The organism is Xanthomonas cannabis, from assembly GCF_040616535.1.
Lineage (GTDB): Bacteria > Pseudomonadota > Gammaproteobacteria > Xanthomonadales > Xanthomonadaceae > Xanthomonas > Xanthomonas cannabis.
Map to the genome: position 1 here is coordinate 3,842,346 of NZ_CP136580.1, position 16,774 is coordinate 3,859,119.

The following is a 16,774-nucleotide window of genomic DNA, read 5'->3' on the forward strand; positions in this document are numbered from 1 at the left end:
GTGTTGTGTAATCGCTTGCAGCGCGATCGCACCATGGCACTTGCGCACCACGATGCGATCTGCGCGCGAAAACCTGAATTCCTGCTAAGCGACCTCGTCGCGCGAGCCAGGCGGCGGGAGCCTGGCGGCATCAGGACGCGCGATACACCTGTGCGCCCTGCACCAGGAACTGCGACGCCTTTTCTTCCATGCCGGCCGACAACGCGTGCTCGGCGCCCATGCCGTGCTCGGCCGCGTAGTCGCGTACGTCCTGGGTGATCTTCATGGAACAGAAGTGCGGCCCGCACATCGAGCAGAAGTGCGCCAGCTTGTGCGCGTCCTTGGGCAGGGTTTCGTCGTGAAACTCCCTGGCCTTTTCCGGATCCAGCCCGAGATGGAACTGGTCGTCCCAACGGAATTCGAAACGCGCCTTGCTCAAGGCGTTGTCGCGCACCTGCGCCCCGGGATGCCCCTTGGCGAGGTCGGCCGCATGTGCGGCGATCTTGTAGGCCATGATGCCGTCGCGCACGTCCTGCCGATTGGGTAGACCCAGGTGCTCCTTCGGCGTGACGTAGCAGAGCATCGCCGTGCCGAACCAGCCGATCATCGCCGCGCCGATCGCACTGGTGATGTGGTCGTAACCGGGCGCGATATCAGTGGTCAACGGCCCCAGGGTGTAGAACGGCGCTTCGCCGCATTCGCGCAGCTGCTTGTCCATGTTTTCCTTGATCAACTGCATCGGCACATGGCCCGGGCCTTCGATCATGGTCTGCACGTCGTGCTGCCAGGCGAGCCTGGTCAACTCGCCCAACGTCTCCAGCTCGCCGAATTGCGCCGCATCGTTGGCATCGGCAATACAACCCGGGCGCAGGCCATCGCCCAGCGAAAATGCCACGTCGTAGGCCTTCATGATCTGGCAGATGTCCTCGAAGTGCGTGTAGAGAAAATTCTCCTTGTGATGCGCCAGACACCACTTGGCCATGATCGAGCCACCACGCGAGACAATACCGGTGACGCGTTTTGCGGTAAGCGGCACGTAGCGCAACAGCACACCGGCATGGATGGTGAAGTAATCCACGCCTTGCTCGGCCTGCTCGATCAAGGTGTCGCGGAAAATCTCCCAGGTGAGCGCTTCGGCACGCCCGTCCACTTTTTCCAGCGCCTGGTAGATCGGCACCGTGCCGATCGGCACCGGCGAATTGCGGATGATCCACTCGCGCGTTTCGTGGATGTGCTTGCCGGTGGACAGGTCCATCACCGTGTCGCCGCCCCAGCGGATCGACCACACCAGTTTTTCCACTTCTTCGGCGATGCCCGAAGACACCGCGCTGTTGCCGATGTTGGCGTTGATCTTGGTCAGGAAATTGCGACCGATGATCATCGGTTCGCTTTCCGGGTGATTGATGTTGTTGGGCAGAATCGCGCGGCCGCGTGCAATCTCGTCACGCACGAATTCCGGCGTGATGCGCTGCTGGATCGCCGCACCGAACGACTCGCCGGGATGCTGCTTGCGCAAGACCGCATCGGTCACTGCCTCCAACCGCTGGTTTTCACGAATCGCCACGAACTCCATCTCCGGCGTGATGATGCCGCGCCGTGCGTAATGCATCTGGGTGACGTTGGCGCCTTCCCGAGCCACACGCGGCAGACGACGCGCCGGGAAACGCACCGCATCCAGCCGCGCATCGTGCTCGCGTCCGCGCCCGAAGCTGGAACTCAATCCATCCAGCGCCACGGTATCGCCGCGCTCGGCAATCCACTGCGTGCGCAGCGGTGCCAGACCGGCAGCCAGATCGATGGCCGCCTGTGGGTCGGTATAAGGCCCGGAGGTGTCGTAGACGCTGAGCGGCGCATTGTCTTCGCCACCGAACAAGGTGGGCGTTTGCGTCAATGCAATCTCGCGCATCGGCACCTGCAGATCCGCGCGCGAGCCTTGCACGAAGATCTTGCGTGAGCCGGGAATCGGCTGGGTCACAGCCTGGGACAGCGACTGGGCTTGTTGCTGCAAAACGGTGGGCGCGGCATTCATGGCATTCGTCCTGTGTGCTGGCCCTGCGAAGGAGTCGCAGTGCGGACGAAGCGGCGGCGCTCAACACTCAGGTGCCCGTGCAAGCACGGACCCTCGCATCTAACGAAGCTTCCCTACGCCGGTATGAGCCGGATCAGGTTCGAAGGGACTATCTCAACCGCAGCGCGCTGCGGTACCCCCACTTCGGCGGCGATTAAACCACATCGCCTGCGCTCACGGCGCGCGCGCAGCTTTGCGGGAGGGACTGACGAGAAAGCGCATCCGCAGGGAGGCAGCGTTCACCCCGTTAACCGGATGAGGCGTATCCAGCTGGACGCGCTTGTTGTTGCCGAACGATCCCGGACGGCCGGCGACCATGATTTGCGATCGGCAGCAGTCTGAATACGAAGCGACCTTGCAGATCACCAAGAGCTGAACAGGACGCTTGGTGCCTGCTCGCTGACATGCGCAGACATTTCTGCGGCACACCGTGCAACTAGCCTGCCGGCACTACAACAAGAAACCTGCTCTCTCTCCCTGCCGCCGATTCCGGCGGCTTTTTTTAGGTTGCCGCGTTCACGCACGGCAGCCAGGGTCCGGCCGGATGCCGCCGGTCACTCCAGCGTGTAACCCACCCGCAGGCCGCCCCAGTGCTTGCGATCGACGAAGATCGGGGCCGACAGGTCGAACATGATCTGACCGGTGTCGCGGCGGTAGACCTGCAGGCGGTACGGGTCGGTGTGTGCGCCGACGCTGCGGCCGACGCGGTCGGTGAACTTGCGCTTGGTGCGGTTGCCGACCAGGTCGCGCTTGGCATCGCCGGTCAGCGCTTGGGTGAAGCGCAGGTTGTGGGTGGGCACGTAGCCGTCGGGATTGGCGCAGATGGCAAACACGATCCACGGGTGCGCATCCAGCAGCGGCTCCTGCAACGGCGGCAACACCTGATCGCAGAGCGCGTCGAAGTCGGTAGTGAACTTGGGCGGTTCGACACCGGCGATCGGCGTGTAGGTACGGGCAAACAATGCGGCTTCATCGATCTGGCCGCGCGCAATGGCCTGCGCCAATGCCGCCCCGATCTTGCCCGCGGTGGCTACGGCCAGCTCCTTGACGCGCGCGTGCCGGGGCACCTGCAGCGGGTCGGCCGGCAACCGGAACAACCCCACGCAGTCGCGCAGGGTTTCGGTACCGCGCTCCAGCGCTTCGCTGCGTTCGGCCACATGCGCGGCGTGCTGCAGGTTGCTGCGGCCCAGGGCCACCACGCCATCCACGGCGCGCTCGATGCCGCGGATCTCGCCGTCCTGCGCCTGGATGCGCCCGGCCACCGTGGTCATCGCGCTGCTGGCCTGCCCAAGCACGCGAGTGATGCCGTCGAGCACCGCTTCGGTGCCGCGCGCAGAGGCCGCGCCCTCGCCTACTGCGGCGCTGGTTTCGGCGAGGATGGCGCGCACGTCGCGTGCCGCCGCTGCGGCGCGCTCTGCCAGGCGGCGGATTTCGGTGGCGACCACCGCAAAGCCGCGCCCGGCATCGCCGGCATGCGCCGCTTCGATGCTGGCATTGATCGACAGGATGTTGGTCTGGAACGCCACCGAATCGATGACTTCGATGACCTCGCCGGCGCGCGCGGCCCGGCGCTCCACTTCGTGCATGGCCTGGCCCAGCGCGTGCGCCGCCGCCACGCCCTGCCGCGCACTGTCATCGGCACTGGCCGCCAGCGCGATCACCTGCCCCAGCTCGGCATTGACGTCGTGCAGGCTGGACGAAAGCCGTTCCACCGCCATGCGCGCGCCGTCCAGCGCTTCGGTCTGTGCTTGCGATTGGCGCACCATGTCGTCGTTTTCGGCTACCAGCGGCGGCACTTCAGCGGCGATCTGCACCGACAGCGCCACAGCCTGCCGGATCGCTTCGGCCAGATTGCCGAAGCCGGCCTGCAGCCGGCGTCCCATCTCGGTCTCCGCCAGGCCGGGCGGCAACAGCAACTCCAGTTCGCAGCCGGCCAGCGCCTGCGCGGTGCGCTCCAGCACCGTACGATCTTCATGCTCGGCCTGCAGGCGCGCCACCAACGGCTGCAATAGCGGCGAAATCGGCACCGGGCGGCTGTCATCGGCCAGGCGGGTGGCTTCGCGCAGCAGGATTGCGGTTTCCACGTGCGGCAGCGACAGCATCCAGCCGCCGTGCGCGCGCTCGCGCACGTAGCGCACGCGCCGCGCCGGATCGTCGCCCGGTGCCGCCCAAACACCTTCTTCGCCGACCAGATCCGCTGCGCTCAATCCCCACAGCACCGATGCCGGCGCGCCCTGCAACTCGCCGGCGGTCTTGCCCAGCACGTCCAGGCCGGCGCGGTTGCACGCGACCAGACAGGCCTCGGCCGAAAGCCGCAGCAGGGCCACCGGCGCGTCGGGAAGCTGGGCCGCCTGTATCTGCGACGGCGGGTCGGGCGATTGCATCGAGCTCATGGGGACTCCTAATCCATCGATAGCATTAGCGGCGCGCCGAGCCTGGAGTTGAGTCGAGAGCGACACCGCGCCAGCCCGCTCAATATCCGGCGGCCTGCCCATCCTTGCGGCTTTCCGAAGCGCCGTAATACACCCCGCTGGCAGGATCGCGGGCGATCGCCTGATAGCCGCCATATGGGCCGTCGGCAAAGATCACCCGATGGCCCTTGCGCATCAAGGCACGGATGGTGTCGTAGGAGAAGCCGGTCTCCAGATTGACCTCGCCACCATCGCTCATCGCCGTGGCCTGGCCGGTCGGCTCGGTGGAGCCTTCATGCTGGATGCGTGGCGCGTCGCCGGCTTCCTGCAGATTCATGTGGAAGTCCACCAGGTTCATCACGATCTGCACATGGCCCTGCGGCTGCATCGCACCGCCCATCACGCCGAAGCTCAGCCACGGCTTGCCGTCCTTGGTGACGAAGGCCGGGATGATGGTCTGGAACGGCCGCTTGCCCGGCGCGTAGCCGTTGGGGTGATCCTTCTTCAGCACGAACATCTCGCCGCGGTCCTGCAGGATGAAGCCCAGCCCCGGCGGCGCCATGCCGCTGCCCATGCCGCGGTAGTTGGACTGGATCAGCGACACCATCATGCCGTCGGCATCGGCCACGGTCATGTAGATGGTGTCGCCCTCTTCCAGTTGCTTGGGTGTGCCCGGCTGTACTTCCTTGAGCGCCTTGTCCATCGAGATCAGCGCGCGGCGCTGGGCGGCGTAATCCTTGGACACCAGCCTGGCCAGCGGTGCGGGCTGGAAGGCCGGGTCGGCGTAGAAGCGCGCACGGTCGGCAAACGCCAGCTTCTTGGCCTCGGTGAACAGGTGCACATGCTCGGCCGAGCCGAACGGGATCTTGGAAAAATCGTAGCCTTCCAGGATGTTGAGCATCTGCAGTGCGGCGATGCCCTGGCTGTTGGGCGGCAGTTCCCAGACGTCGTAGCCGCGATAGTTGGTGCTGACCGGCTCCACCCACTCGCCTTGATGGCTGGCCATGTCTTCGTAGCTCAGGTAGCCGCCATTGGCCTTGAAGTAGGCACCGATGGTGCGCGCGATCTCGCCCTTGTAGAACGCATCGCGGCCGCCGTCGGCGATCTGCTGCAGGGTGTTGGCCAGGTTCGGGTTCTTCCACAGCTCGCCCTTGCGCGGGGCGTGGCCGTCGATGGTGAACTGCTCCTTGAAGCCGGGGTATTGCGACAGGCGCGGTACCGAACGGTCCCAGTAATAGGCAATGGTTTCAGCCACCGGATGGCCTTCGCGCGCGTAGCGGATGGCCGGCGCCAGGTTCTGCGCCATCGGCTTGCGCCCGAAGCGCTCATGCAGGGCGAACCAGCCGTCCACCGCGCCCGGCACCGAGACCGGCAGCGGGCCGGTGGGCGGAATGTCCTTCAGGCCGCGACGCTGGAACTCGGCCAGGGTCAGCGACTTGGGCGAGCGGCCCGAACCGTTGTAACCGTAAAGTTTGCTGGTCTTGGGGTCCCACACGATCGCGAACAGATCCCCGCCCACCCCGTTGCCGGTGGGCTCCATCAGGCCCAGCGCCGCATTGGCCGCGATCGCCGCGTCGACCGCCGAGCCGCCGTTCTTCATCACGTCCAGGGCGATCTGGGTCGCCAGCGGTTGCGAGGTCGCGGCCATGGCATGCGGCGCAATGACTTCCGAGCGGGTGGCGAAGGGCTGCCCGGTGATCCGGTCGGCGGCGCCGAGAGGCGGCGCGAGTAGGGCCAGGGCAGACACCAGCAAGACAGGTACGCGACGCATGATCAACAGCTCCCCATGACACGACGGATGAAGCACTCACCATACCAGCGGCCTCTGTCGCGGCGCTCGTTCGATGCCATCGCGCACGGGAAAACCGCGCAGTTGGTGATGTCTGTTGGCGATTCCGGCGCGCGGGCGATCCGGTTTCAGCCGCAACCATGCTGCTGTCATGCGGCCTGGCGCGCCGCCGGCCGCATGAATGCGGATGTTTCAGCCGCAAGGGTTGACACCCCACCGGCGGCGGTGGTTATCTCAGGCCCATGCCGCACCGCCACACTACCTCGAACGCTCCGATGTCCGCGCCCTTCGGCGTGCCGGCAGCGTCGCTTCTCGTGCTCGTACTTATTACCTCGCCAACCGGTGCGGGACGAGACTTCGTGTAGGCAACAGACACACAAGGCTTCGATCAGACCCCGCACCGGCAACGGCGCGGGGTTTCGCGTTTCAGGGATCACCAAAAGTTTCGAATGACATGAACGACATCACCACCATCGCCAGAACGTCTTCCAGCAATGCCCGCACCGGCGCTGCTGTCTGCGCCTGCATGTGCGGCGGCGTTGCTCTTCCCCGCTTTGCTCAGCCGGCCAGTGTCTGCACTGCCGGCTGATCTCTTTCCACTGCCCATCTCCACTGCCAATCCCGCAAGGACACCTTCATGAGCAACGACATCCAACCGAAAATCGCGATCATCGGCTACGGCAGCCAGGGCCGCGCGCATGCGCTGAACCTGCGCGATTCCGGCTTCGACGTCACCGTCGGCCTGCGTGCCGGTGGCCCGACAGAATCCAAGGCGCAGGCCGACGGCTTCACCGTCGTGGCCCCGGCCCAGGCGGTCAAGAGCGCGGACCTGGTCGCCATCCTGACCCCGGACATGGTGCAGAAGAAGCTCTACGAGGAGGTCATCGCCCCCAACATGAAACAGGGCGCCTGCCTGTTGTTCGCGCATGGCCTGAACGTGCATTTCGACATGATCAAACCGCGCGCCGATCTGGACGTGGTGCTGGTCGCGCCCAAGGGCCCGGGCGCGCTAGTGCGTCGCGAATATGAAATCGGCCGCGGCGTGCCGTGCATCTATGCGGTGTACCAGGACACCAGCGGCAAGGCCGAGCAGTTCGCGCTGACCTATGCCGGCGGCCTGGGCGGCGCGCGCGCCAACATCATCAAGACTACCTTCAAGGAAGAGACCGAAACCGATCTGTTCGGCGAGCAGGCGGTGCTGTGCGGCGGCGCCTCGTCGCTGGTGCAGGCCGGTTTCGAAGTATTGGTGGAAGCCGGCTACCAGCCGGAAATCGCGTACTACGAAGTGCTGCACGAATTGAAGTTGATCGTGGACCTGTTCTATGAAGGCGGCATCACCCGCATGCTGGAATTCGTGTCCGAGACCGCACAATACGGCGACTATGTCAGCGGCCCGCGCGTGATCGACGCCAGCACCAAGGCGCGCATGAAGGACGTGCTGACCGACATCCAGAACGGCACCTTCACCAAGAACTGGGTGGCCGAGTACGAAGCCGGCCTGCCGAACTACAGCAAGTTCAAGCAGGCCGATCTGGAGCACCCGATCGAAGAAGTGGGCAAGAAGCTGCGCGCCAAGATGGTGTGGCTCAACGGCGAACAGCAGGCCGCCGCCGCACCTGCGAATCAACAGGCGGCGTAACGCCGCCGCCTCCCCCACCGCTTAACACCGAAGGTCCGCAACGCATGAACACCTCCGCACACAGCACGCCCCGCAACGGCGCGCGCTGGCTGACGCAGGCCCTGGAAGCCGAAGGCGTGGAAACGCTGTTCGGCTATCCGGGCGGCACCATCATGCCGTTCTACGACGCCCTGGTGGATTCCAGGCTCAAGCACATCCTGGTCCGCCACGAGCAGGGCGCCGCACTCGCCGCCAACGGCTATGCACGTGCCAGTGGCCGGGTCGGCGTGTGCGTGGCCACCTCCGGCCCGGGCGCGTCCAACCTGGTCACCGGCATTGCCGACGCCATGCTCGATTCGGTGCCGATGGTGTGCCTGACCGGCCAGGTCGCCACGCCGTTACTGGGCACCGACGCGTTCCAGGAACTGGACGTGTTCGGCATGACCATGCCGATCGTCAAGCACAGCTTCCTGGTGCGGCGTGTGGAGGATCTTCCGGAGATGGTGCGCGAGGCATTTCGCATTGCGCGCGAGGGTCGCCCGGGCCCGGTGTTGATCGATCTGCCCAAGGACGTGCAGATTGCCGATGCGTCGCACCTGCCTGAGCACGTGCCAGCGGCCGTGTTGCCGCCGCCGGCACCGGCGGACGCGAAACTGGCCGACGCGCTGGCGGCGATCGCCGGTGCCGAGCGCCCGGTGGTGTATGGCGGTGGCGGGATCGCATTGGCCGGCGCAGTGGACGCATTCCGGCGCTTTGTCGAAGCCACCGGCATCCCGACCGCGCTCACCTTGCGCGGCCTGGGCGCGTTGCCGCATGCGCATCCGGATTACCTGGGCATGCTGGGCATGCACGGCACCCGTGCGGCCAATATGGCCATCCAGGAATGCGACCTGCTGGTGGTGGTGGGCGCACGGTTCGACGACCGTGCCACCGGCAAGCTGAGCGAGTTCGCCCCGTTTGCGCGTGTCATCCATCTGGATGCCGACGCGTATGAAATCTCCAAGCTGCGCACCGCCGATATCGCAGTGCCCGGCGATGTGGCAACGAGTCTGAAAGCATTGAGTGCGGCGCGTGGCAACTGCCAGGCCTGGCGCACGCGCTGTTTTGCCAACCGCGAAAAATTCGGCGCGCGCTACGACGCGCCCGGCACCGATATCTATGCGCCGGCGCTGCTGAAGCGCCTGAGCGAAGTGGCGCCGGCCGACACCATCATCGCCTGCGATGTCGGCCAGCATCAGATGTGGGTGGCCCAGCATTGCCGCTTCAACGATCCGCGTAATCACCTCACCAGCGGCGCGCTGGGCACCATGGGCTTCGGCCTGCCGGCAGCGATGGGCGCGCAGTTTGCCTGCCCCGACCGCACCGTGGTGCTGGTCTCCGGCGATGGCAGTTTCATGATGAACGTGCAGGAACTGGTGACCATCGCGCGCTGCAAGCTGCCGGTGAAGATCGTGCTGCTGGATAACAGTTCGCTGGGCATGGTGCGGCAGTGGCAGGAACTGTTCTTCGCCGAGCGCTACAGCGAGATCGATCTGTCCGACAACCCGGATTTCGCGGCCCTGGCGCAGGTGTTCGGCATCCCGGCCAAGCGCATCATCGCGCGTGGCGACGTGGATGCCGCGCTGGCCGACCTGCTGGCGCAACCGGGCCCAGGCCTGCTGCATGTGGCCATCGATGCGCGTGCCAACGTGTGGCCGCTGGTGCCGCCCAACAACGCCAACAGCACCATGCTGGACAGCAACCCCGCACACGCGGCCAAGGAGACGACGCATGCGTTACCGGCTTGATCTGGTGCTGAAGTCGGCCGAAGGCGCACTGGTGCGGGTGATCGGCATGACCGAGCGCCGCGGGTTCCGCCCGTATGCCATCCAGGGTGCTGCGGCGCCGGACGATGCCGGCCGCTGGCATCTGCAACTGGACGTGGACAGCAGCCGTCCACCGGAGACGCTGCGCCTGCAACTGGAAAAGGTCTACGACTGCGAATCGGTCAGCATCACCACGTTGGAATCGGTCGAGGCCGCTGCATGAGCACCCAGGCTCCGCGCATGCAGACCTCGCGTGACCACCAGACCGCTGTCCGGAGGTGTCTTCTTCCGGATCGGCCGCGCGTGTGCCGCAATGCCTGATTCCGGCCGCCCCACCACGCAGGAGCCCGACGTAGGCGACGTGGCCGTCAGCGTGGCCGACGTGCTGGCTGCACAGGCGCGCCTGCGCAAGTACCTCTCGCCCACGCCACTGCATTACGCCGAACGCTTCGGCGTGTGGTTGAAGCTGGAAAACCTGCAGCGCACCGGTTCCTACAAGGTGCGCGGCGCATTGAATGCCTTGCTGGCCGGACTGGAGCGCGGCGACGAACGTCCGGTGATCTGCGCCTCGGCCGGCAATCACGCGCAGGGTGTCGCATGGTCGGCCTATCGGCTGGGTGTGCAGGCCATCACGGTGATGCCGCACGGCGCGCCGCAGACCAAGATCGCCGGCGTGGCGCACTGGGGCGCCACCGTGCGCCAGCATGGCAACAGTTACGACGAGGCCTTCGCCTTTGCCCGCGAGCTGGCCGACCAGAATGGCTATCGCTTCCTGTCCGCCTTCGACGACCCGGACGTGATCGCCGGCCAGGGCACGGTCGGGATCGAGCTGGCGGCGCATGCGCCGGACGTGGTGATCGTGCCGATCGGCGGTGGTGGGCTGGCCTCCGGTATTGCGTTGGCGCTCAAGTCGCAGGGCGTGCGCGTGGTCGGCGCACAGGTCGAAGGCGTGGACTCCATGGCGCGCGCCGTGCGCGGCGACCTGCGCGAAATCGCCCCCGTGCCCACGCTGGCCGATGGCGTCAAGGTCAAGATTCCCGGCTTTCTCACCCGCCGCCTGTGCTCGAGCCTGCTCGACGACGTGGTGATCGTGCGCGAGGCCGAATTACGCGAAACCTTGGTGCGCCTGGCACTGGAAGAACACGTAATTGCCGAAGGCGCCGGTGCCCTGGCCCTGGCCGCCGGTCGCCGTGTGGCAGGCAAACGCAAATGTGCGGTGGTCTCTGGCGGTAATATCGACGCAACCGTGTTGGCCACACTCTTGTCCGAGGTGCGGCCGCGTCCGCCACGCAAACCGCGTCGTCGCAACACCGAGCGGCTTCGCAACGAACGCAGCGTCAAGCCACCCAACCAACCACCCGCTCTTTCCCGCCCATCCGCAGTCGCTTCAACGCCTGTCACCGCCATCGCCGTAGAGGAGTCTTCCTGGTGAACACGAACGTATCCAACCAGACCCCGCGTATCCGAATTTTCGACACCACCCTGCGCGACGGCGAGCAATCCCCCGGCTGCAGCATGACGCCACAGCAGAAGCTGGTCATGGCGCGCGCGCTGGACGAACTCGGCGTGGACATCATCGAAACCGGTTTCCCGGCCAGCTCGCAGTCGGACCGCGAAGCGGTGGCGATGATCGGCCGCGAGCTGCGTCGCCCGACGCTGGCCGTGTTGTCGCGCTGCCTGCAAACCGACATCGAAACCTCGGCCAAGGCGCTGGAAGCGGCTGCCAATCCGCGGCTGCATGTCTTCCTGTCGACCAGCCCGTTGCACCGTGAGCACAAGCTGCGGATGAGCCGCGAGCAGGTGCTGGAATCGGTACACAAGCACGTGACATTGGCGCGCAGCTATATCAACGATGTGGAGTTTTCTGCCGAAGACGCCACACGCACCGAGGAAGATTTCCTGATCGAGGTCACCCGCGTGGCGATCGCGGCCGGCGCCACCACGATCAACCTGCCCGATACGGTGGGCTTCACCACGCCGGAAGAAATCCGCGGCATGTTCTCGCGCCTGATCGCCAGCGTCGACGCTGCCGACAACGTGATCTTCAGCGCGCACTGCCACAACGACCTGGGTCTGGCCGTGGCCAATTCGCTGGCCGCCATCGAAGGCGGCGCACGCCAGGTCGAATGCACCATCAACGGTATCGGCGAGCGTGCAGGCAACTGCGCGCTGGAAGAAATCACCATGGCACTGAAGGTGCGCGGTGCGTTCTACAACATCGATACCGACATCAATACCCCGCGCATCGTCTCCACCTCGCAGCTGCTGCAGCGCCTGGTCGGCATGCCGGTACAGCGCAACAAGGCGGTGGTGGGCGGCAACGCGTTCGCGCACGAATCGGGCATCCACCAGCACGGCATGCTGCGCCATCGCGGCACCTACGAAATCATGCGTCCGGAAGACGTGGGCTGGGAGTCGTCGCAGATGGTGCTGGGCCGCCACAGCGGCCGCGCCGCGGTGGAACAGCGCCTGCGTGCACTGGGTTACTTGCTGGAAGAAGAAGAAGTCAAGCTGGTGTTCGAGCAGTTCAAGGCGCTGTGCGAGAAGCAGCGCGTGGTCACCGACGCCGACCTGCAGGCGATGATGCAGGACGCCACCGTGCAGGAAGGCTACCGCCTGGCGTCGATGACCATCAGCGATGTGGGCAGCCGTGCGAACGCCTTGGTGGAATTGTCCGACCCGGAAGGCAACCGCGTGGCCGAGACGGCGCAGGGCAACGGGCCGGTGGATGCACTCTTCGGGGCCTTGGCCTCGGCGACCGGCGTGAAGCTGGAGCTGGACAGCTACCAGGTGCACAGCGTGGGCATCGGCGCGGATGCGCGTGGCGAAGCCAGCCTGAGCGTGCGCCACGACGGCGTGGAATACGAAGGCACCGGCACCAGCAAGGACATCATCGAAGCCAGCGCCCTGGCGTGGCTGGATGTGGCCAACCGCCTGCTGCGCCAGCGCGAGCGCGGCGTGATCGCCGGCAAGACCGCGGCGGTGGCATAACACTGCTCATTCGCTAAACGATGCAAACCTGACGGCCGGCAGAGTGATCTGCTGGCCATTTTGGTTTTGGTGCTCCAACTTTCTTGCAATTGCGTCGGGCTGCTGCGGGCGCGTGCACTCGTACCGACACAGAACAACCTCGCACACGAGATCTGCCGGTTTTGTGCGAATGCTTCGGTCTGCTGCGGGCGCTTGCACGTGTACCGGCGTGGGACACGCCGCAAGTACGTCCATGTAGGCTCTGGCGCGGCATCCATGCCGCTCAAGGTCCCACACCGGCACCCGCGCAAGCACCACCACTTGCTATCGGTTGCGGAAAGAAATGCAGAGGGCATGTTGAGCTGGAGGTCCTTGGAGCGTCCATCCTGGCGACGTGAGCAGATAGATGGCTTGCCGATCTCATCGGCTGGGAAGTCTGCAGGCATCAACACGTGCTTGAAGCATTGCTTGCCGATCAGCGATAGCAATGTTGGAAGCGTGGTGTCGCTTCCGGGGGCGGGACCGTGTGGCGGCATGGATGCCGCCACCGAGCCTCCACGGACGGATTCACGGCGTGTCCCGACACTGGATGCGGCGCCGCGCTGCCGACCAACTTCGCACCGATCAATCTTGCGCACAGCATCTAGAATTTCCATGCGAGTGCTTCGCTTGACTGATGTGATCACACATGGAGAGCCACCAAACGAAAGTGGCTATCGCCCGAAGAACGATAGCCACCAGCACAGCTACAACGCGTCGGAAGCCGGCGCTTTACAGCGCGGCCACCACTGCATCGCCCATCGCCACGGTGCCGACCTTGGTAGTGCCTTCCGACCAGATATCGGCGGTGCGCAGACCTTGGTCGAGTACCTTGCCGACCGCTTGCTCGATCGCATCAGCTGCTGCGGATTGCGCGAAGGTGTAGCGCAACATCATTGCCACCGACAGGATGGTTGCCAGCGGGTTGGCGATACCCTTGCCTGCGATGTCCGGCGCCGAGCCGTGGCAGGGCTCATACATGCCCTTGCTGTTGGCATCCAGTGAGGCCGACGGCAGCATGCCGATCGAGCCGGTGAGCATGGATGCCTGGTCGGACAGGATGTCGCCGAACATGTTATCGGTCACGATCACGTCGAACTGTTTGGGCGCACGCACCAATTGCATGGCCGCGTTGTCCACGTACATATGCGACAGCGCAATGTCCGGGTAGTCCTTGGCGACTTCTTCGACCACGGCACGCCACAGCTGGCTCGATGCCAGCACGTTGGCCTTGTCGACCGAGCACAGCTTCTTGCCACGCAAGCGCGCCATCTCGAAGCCGGCCTTGGCGATGCGGCGGATCTCGCTTTCGCTGTACGGCAAGGTGTCGTAGGCCTGACGCTCGCCGTTATCCATCGTGCGCGTGCCGCGCGGCTGACCGAAATAGATGCCGCCGGTGAGCTCGCGCAGGATCAACAGATCCAGCCCGGACACCACCTCCGGCTTGAGCGTGGACGCATCGGCCAATTGCGGATACAGCAACGCCGGGCGCAGGTTGGCGAACAGGCCCAGCTGCGAGCGGATCTTGAGCAGGCCGCGCTCCGGCCGCAGCGACGGGTCGATGGTGTCCCACTGCGGGCCACCGACGGCGCCCAGCAGCACCGCATCGGCAGCGCGCGCACGCTCCAGCGTTTCATCGGCCAGCGGGCTGCCGTACTTGTCGTAGGCCGCGCCACCCAGTTCGTCGTACACCAGGGTGAAGCCCAAGCCGTGTTGCGCATCGATGCGCGTCAGCACCTTGACCGCTTCGGCCATGATTTCCGGGCCGATGCCGTCGCCGGGAAGAATCAGAATCTGCTTGCTCATGCAATCCTCGTGGAAGGGCGCTACCGCACCCGTTTTTCATTGTGCTGCGGCGTTCACGACGCAAGCATTACTGCAACGCGCCGAACAACCACGGTTGGCGTGCGCGATGCCCTTGCTCGAAACGACCGATTGCATCGGCGTCTTGCAGGGTCAGGCCGATGTCGTCCAGCCCGTTGAGCAGGCAGTGCTTGCGGAAGGCGTCGATGTCGAAACTGTATTCCACGCCATCGGGACGGCGCACACGTTGTGCGGCCAGATCCACGGTGAGCTGATAGCCCTCGGTGGCCAGGCATTGCTCGAACAAGGCATCCACTTCCGCTTCCGCCAGCACGATCGGCAGCAGGCCGTTCTTGAAGCTGTTGTTGAAGAAGATGTCGGCGAAGCTGGGCGCGATCACGGCGCGAAAACCGTACTCGTCCAGTGCCCACGGCGCATGCTCGCGCGAGGAGCCGCAGCCGAAGTTCTCGCGTGCCAGCAGCACGCTGGCGCCCTGATAGCGCGGGAAATTGAGCACGAACTCCGGATTGAGCGGGCGCTGGCTGTTGTCGCGGCCGGGCTCGCCGATATCCAGATACCGCCATTCGTCGAACAGGTTCGGCCCGAAGCCGGTGCGCTTGATCGACTTGAGGAACTGCTTGGGAATGATCTGGTCGGTGTCGACGTTGGCGCGATCCAGCGGCGCGACCAGTCCGGTGTGTTGGGTGAAAGGAGTCATTGGGAGGGGCCGGGATTTGGGATTGGGGGATTGGGGATTCGAAAAGGCAGAGGATGGCGAAGCGCTTTTTTACGAATCCCGAATCCCCAATGCCGAATCCCCGAGTTCACGCACATCGACAAAGTGTCCGCTCACCGCCGCGGCAGCGGCCATCGCCGGGCTGACCAGATGCGTGCGTCCACCGGCGCCCTGGCGGCCTTCGAAGTTGCGGTTGGAGGTGGAGGCGCAATGTTCGCCGCTGCCGAGCTTGTCCGGGTTCATGGCCAGGCACATCGAGCAGCCTGGCTCGCGCCATTCGAAACCGGCCTCCAGAAATACCTTGTCCAGGCCTTCTGCTTCGGCCTGTGCCTTGACCAGGCCCGAGCCCGGCACCACCAACGCCTGCTTGATCGTGGAAGCGACCTTGCGGCCCTTGGCCACTGCGGCGGCGGCGCGCAGGTCTTCGATGCGCGAGTTGGTGCACGAGCCGATGAACACGCGATCCAGGCGGATCTCGGTGATCGGTTGATTGGCCTTCAGGCCCATGTATTTCAGCGCACGCTCGATCGAGTCGCGCCTGGTCGGGTCCTGCTCGGCGGCCGGGTCCGGCACCTGCTGATCCACCGCCAGCACCATTTCCGGCGAGGTGCCCCAGCTGACCTGCGGCTTGATGTCGTCGGCGCGCAGTTCCACCACGGTGTCGAAGTGCGCGTCCGGATCGGAGACCAGCGTGCTCCATAACGCGACAGCCCCATCCCAATCGGCGCCCTTGGGCGCGAACGGGCGGCCCTTGACGTAGGCAATGGTTTTTTCGTCCACCGCCACCATGCCCACGCGCGCGCCGGCTTCGATGGACATGTTGCAGATGGTCATGCGCCCTTCCATCGACAGGTCGCGGATCGCGCTGCCGGCAAATTCCAGCGCGTGGCCGTTACCGCCGGCGGTACCGATCTTGCCGATCACCGCCAGCACGATGTCCTTGGCGGTCACGCCGAACGGCAGCGTGCCTTCCACGCGCACCTGCATGTTCTTCATCTTCTTGGCGATCAGGCACTGCGTGGCCAGCACATGCTCGACCTCGGAGGTGCCGATACCGTGCGCCAGCGCGCCGAATGCGCCATGCGTGGAGGTGTGCGAATCGCCGCAGACCACGGTCATGCCCGGCAGCGTGGCGCCCTGCTCCGGGCCGACCACGTGCACGATGCCCTGGCGCGCATCGTTCATCTTGAACTCGAGGATGCCGAAGTCGTCGCAGTTCTCGTCCAGCGTCTGCACCTGCAGGCGCGAGACTTCATCGGAAATCGACTCCAGCCCGCCCTGGCGCTCGGCACGTGTGGTCGGCACGTTGTGGTCGGGCGTGGCGATGTTGGCGTCGATGCGCCATGGCGTGCGCCCGGCCAGACGCAGGCCTTCGAAGGCCTGCGGCGAGGTCACCTCGTGCAGGATGTGGCGGTCGATGTAGATCAGCGAGGAGCCGTCGTCACGACGGGCGACCTCATGCAGTTCCCACAGCTTGTCGTACAGCGTCTTGGCAGTCATCGCGGCAATCCGGGTGGCGAATGGTGGGTGCGCCCACCTGGCTGAGATCGATGCTA

Annotated in this window: 12 protein-coding genes and 1 riboswitch; of the genes, 6 read left to right on the top strand and 6 right to left on the bottom strand. The window is 65.4% G+C overall.

The genetic code is table 11. From position 1 onward, the window contains the following. Positions 1-130 precede the first annotated feature (130 nt). The 3 genes from thiC to ggt form a co-directional block, all read right to left on the bottom strand. Positions 131-2,008 carry a phosphomethylpyrimidine synthase ThiC gene (gene thiC, locus RZV17_RS16215; protein ID WP_355604966.1) on the bottom strand — a complete coding sequence of 626 codons (1,878 nt, stop codon included), beginning with the start codon at positions 2,006-2,008 and terminating at the stop codon, positions 131-133. 92 nt (positions 2,009-2,100) lie between these two features. After that, positions 2,101-2,198, bottom strand: a riboswitch (TPP riboswitch). A 403-nt stretch (positions 2,199-2,601) separates the two neighbouring features. Continuing rightward, on the bottom strand, positions 2,602-4,440 hold the full coding sequence (locus RZV17_RS16220; RefSeq protein ID WP_166749239.1) for a methyl-accepting chemotaxis protein: 1,839 nt from the start codon (positions 4,438-4,440) through the stop codon (positions 2,602-2,604). A gap of 79 nt (positions 4,441-4,519) precedes the next feature. Beyond that, positions 4,520-6,229, bottom strand: a complete 1,710-nt coding sequence (ggt, locus tag RZV17_RS16225; RefSeq protein WP_047696992.1) for a gamma-glutamyltransferase — start codon at positions 6,227-6,229, stop codon at positions 4,520-4,522. 472 nt (positions 6,230-6,701) lie between these two features. Here ggt and RZV17_RS16230 point away from each other — a divergent pair, with 472 nt between their 5' ends. The 6 genes from RZV17_RS16230 to RZV17_RS16255 all read left to right on the top strand — a co-directional run bounded on the left by RZV17_RS16230 (position 6,702) and on the right by RZV17_RS16255 (position 12,661). Next, the gene (locus tag RZV17_RS16230; protein WP_260177353.1) at positions 6,702-6,836 is read left to right on the top strand and encodes a hypothetical protein; all 135 of its coding nucleotides are present in this window, start codon (positions 6,702-6,704) and stop codon (positions 6,834-6,836) included. A gap of 48 nt (positions 6,837-6,884) precedes the next feature. Beyond that, a complete protein-coding gene (gene ilvC / locus RZV17_RS16235) occupies positions 6,885-7,886 on the top strand; it encodes a ketol-acid reductoisomerase (RefSeq protein ID WP_355604972.1) in 1,002 nt (333 codons plus the stop codon). A gap of 44 nt (positions 7,887-7,930) precedes the next feature. Continuing rightward, positions 7,931-9,652, top strand: coding sequence for an acetolactate synthase 2 catalytic subunit (gene ilvG / locus RZV17_RS16240; protein ID WP_166745271.1), 1,722 nt, complete (start codon positions 7,931-7,933; stop codon positions 9,650-9,652). Next, positions 9,636-9,893 carry an ACT domain-containing protein gene (locus RZV17_RS16245; RefSeq protein WP_047696941.1) on the top strand — a complete coding sequence of 86 codons (258 nt, stop codon included), beginning with the start codon at positions 9,636-9,638 and terminating at the stop codon, positions 9,891-9,893. The genes ilvG and RZV17_RS16245 overlap by 17 nt, the downstream gene beginning before the upstream one ends. A gap of 90 nt (positions 9,894-9,983) precedes the next feature. Next, complete coding sequence (locus RZV17_RS16250; RefSeq protein WP_039407264.1) at positions 9,984-11,102, top strand: threonine dehydratase; 1,119 nt, start codon at positions 9,984-9,986, stop codon at positions 11,100-11,102. Then, the gene (locus RZV17_RS16255) at positions 11,099-12,661 is read left to right on the top strand and encodes a 2-isopropylmalate synthase (protein ID WP_047696942.1); all 1,563 of its coding nucleotides are present in this window, start codon (positions 11,099-11,101) and stop codon (positions 12,659-12,661) included. Before RZV17_RS16250 ends, RZV17_RS16255 begins: the two co-directional genes overlap by 4 nt. A 750-nt stretch (positions 12,662-13,411) precedes the next feature. Here the strand turns inward: RZV17_RS16255 and leuB are convergent. The 3 genes from leuB to leuC all read right to left on the bottom strand — a co-directional run bounded on the left by leuB (position 13,412) and on the right by leuC (position 16,718). Next, positions 13,412-14,485 (bottom strand): 3-isopropylmalate dehydrogenase, encoded by a 1,074-nt coding sequence (gene leuB, locus RZV17_RS16260; RefSeq protein ID WP_355604977.1) that lies wholly within the window; start codon positions 14,483-14,485, stop codon positions 13,412-13,414. A 67-nt stretch (positions 14,486-14,552) separates the two neighbouring features. Continuing rightward, positions 14,553-15,200: a 3-isopropylmalate dehydratase small subunit gene (leuD, locus tag RZV17_RS16265; protein WP_166744308.1), complete on the bottom strand. Its 648-nt coding sequence runs from the start codon at positions 15,198-15,200 to the stop codon at positions 14,553-14,555. 69 nt (positions 15,201-15,269) lie between these two features. Next, positions 15,270-16,718 (bottom strand): 3-isopropylmalate dehydratase large subunit, encoded by a 1,449-nt coding sequence (leuC, locus tag RZV17_RS16270; RefSeq protein WP_184385937.1) that lies wholly within the window; start codon positions 16,716-16,718, stop codon positions 15,270-15,272. Between the last annotated feature and the right edge of the window lie 56 nt (positions 16,719-16,774).